This is a genomic window from Parvibium lacunae (assembly GCF_003335215.1).
Lineage (GTDB): Bacteria > Pseudomonadota > Gammaproteobacteria > Burkholderiales > Burkholderiaceae_D > Parvibium > Parvibium lacunae.
Window position 1 is genome coordinate 1 of record NZ_QPGB01000015.1, and the last position, 2,091, is coordinate 2,091.

The 2,091-nt window shown below is 48.7% G+C and carries 3 protein-coding genes; all 3 read right to left on the reverse strand.

Features of this window, described 5'->3' with window-relative positions; translation table 11 throughout:
* Nucleotides 1-445 (reverse strand): hypothetical protein (locus DU000_RS12525; protein WP_147267031.1); only part of this gene is annotated, 445 nt, incomplete at its 3' end.
* Nucleotides 446-644: 199 nt separating this feature from the next.
* Nucleotides 645-902, reverse strand: a complete 258-nt coding sequence (locus DU000_RS12530) for a hypothetical protein (RefSeq protein ID WP_114403749.1) — start codon at nucleotides 900-902, stop codon at nucleotides 645-647.
* A partial coding sequence (locus DU000_RS12535) for a hypothetical protein (protein WP_205074074.1) occupies nucleotides 899-2,091 on the reverse strand: 1,193 nt, incomplete at its 5' end. The genes DU000_RS12530 and DU000_RS12535, both read right to left, overlap by 4 nt.

Genomic DNA, 2,091 nt, shown 5'->3' on the forward strand with positions numbered 1-2,091 from the left:
TGCTGAGGTTGCTGGTGAGGTTGGCCATGCCGCCAGCAGCACCGTTGTAGCTGAGCGATAGGCTGTTGCTTTGGCTTTGGGTCTGTTGCCGGTTGGTGAGGTCAACGCTGGCGAGGCTGCCGGTGCTTAGTTGGTTGTGCTCGGCCGCGGCTTGGCTGGTAATGGCGGCACCCGTGAGTTGGGTGTGAGGCACTGCAACAAGGGCCATCACCACAGGCCGTTGCGCAAGCAAGGCCACTGGTGTGGACAGGCTCTCGCTAGGGTGAGTAGTGGGCGGGATGTATGTATTAATGCTTGCGGTGATACTTGGCCCTGTGCAAGCCAGATGGGCATGCGCAGCAAGCGCATCGGTTTGAACCAAAAGATGCGAAACGAACAACCAAAGTAATACCGCCAGCCGAAGGGGCTGGCGGGAGTGTTTGGAATGCTGGTTTCGATTAGGCATTAGTTTTCTAATGTGAGTTATTAGTGGTACGTCCCTGATTTACGTCCCTGATTTACGTCCCTGATTTACGTCCCTGATTTACGTCCCTGATTTACGTCCCTGATTTACGTCCCTGATTTACGTCCCTGATTTACGTCCCTGATTTACGTCCCTGATTTACTCGTCCCTGATTTACTCGTCCCTGATTTACTCAACTTACTTATTCTAGACCTAGGGACTCTGGTAAATTTTCTACGAACTGTGCCTTACGTGAATCTTTGTACTCTGCACTAAGCTTTTTAAGCAGCAATCCAAAGCTTCTACGATCATCATCTTCCATCAACTGTAGCTCCATCGCCAATTGCTCCATCGCCTCTATAGAAGTATCTTGGTCTAATAACTTTTCGTTAGTGAATTCTAGAAAAATCGCTATATCTGCGATGGCTTTGGCTAAATGATAACTAATAGAATTTTTCATTGTTTTACTACCTTTACTTGAATGTTTTTTATTCCTAAATCATTAAGCATTTTAGTTGCCCTAGCGGCTTGAGCGTCTGAGGAAACTTCCCATCGTCCAGTGAGTCCATTCTGGCTTAATGCTTCTGATTGACGAAGCGCTTGATCCTTAGCCTTATCCGTCGTAACAACCGAAATTTTCCGATCAATCATTACGTCGCCATCTACGCCATCGAATTTCACTTGTCGTATTGAACCATCAGGCATGGTTCGTTCAAGAGCTGGTGCCTGACCACTTTGGGTAGCAGGATTAGAACGTGCTCCAGTTGCGGAGTCATTGTAATTCCGCGCTGCTTGACTCATGCCGGCATTTTCATCAACCCACTTAACCTTTGATGCGGCTAACTCTCCCTCTTTAAGTATGCTTGCACTATTCCCCCCTTGCCTATCATAAACATTCGGTAAATCTGTATTCTGATTGTTATCAACCTTAGTTTTTGTGTTCGCCCCGCTCTGAGCAGGAGAGCTTGGAAGTTTAGAGATGACTTTAGGAGCCAGCGCGGCTGCGCCGCCAGTGACTATGGCAATGCCGCCGGTCATTAGCTTCTGTTTGGTGAGCTCTTTTTCCCGGCTTTGATAGAGGGCTTGTTGCTCTGCTGTTGCATTATTCGGCAACACATTCACCGCTTGCGTGCGCCACATGAATTCACGCCATTGCGTATCTTGTGCGCCAACTTGTGCATAAAGCAGATTGTTTTGTCGATCAGCGGCATTCTTCTCAATAAAATATTGTCGAACTACCCCTTGTTCATCAACCCACGTGCCGAGCCCTTTGCTCTCTTGGCTAATAAATTGCTTGGCAAGATTAAATGACCAATGCTCTTGACTACCATTGCTCCCTTTGTCTAAAGCGTATGCTTTTTGATTGAGGTCATCTACATTGGTTAATGCCGCCGTCGAGAGCCATCTTTCCGCTTCTTCGGCACTCACTGCTCGACCTTGTTCTTTGGCGAGTGTGACCGCAAATTTGTCTCGCAATGCAGCCAGCTTCTTGACTTCACTCGGGTGCAGCTGCCGGTTAAAAACATCGGCGTTGTAGCTGTATTGGGCGGTTTGGGCCGCGGTCTCTAGCTTGCCGCCTAAGGCGCCAACCAGGGTGCCAACCAGGGTGCTGCCCAGGGTTTGGATGCCGTTCAGGCCGTTCTCATAGT

Excerpts from the sequence above, each read along its gene's own strand:
- DU000_RS12530 (WP_114403749.1), bottom strand. The coding sequence starts at position 902 with ATGAAAAATTCTATTAGTTATCATTTAGCCAAAGCCATCGCAGATATA.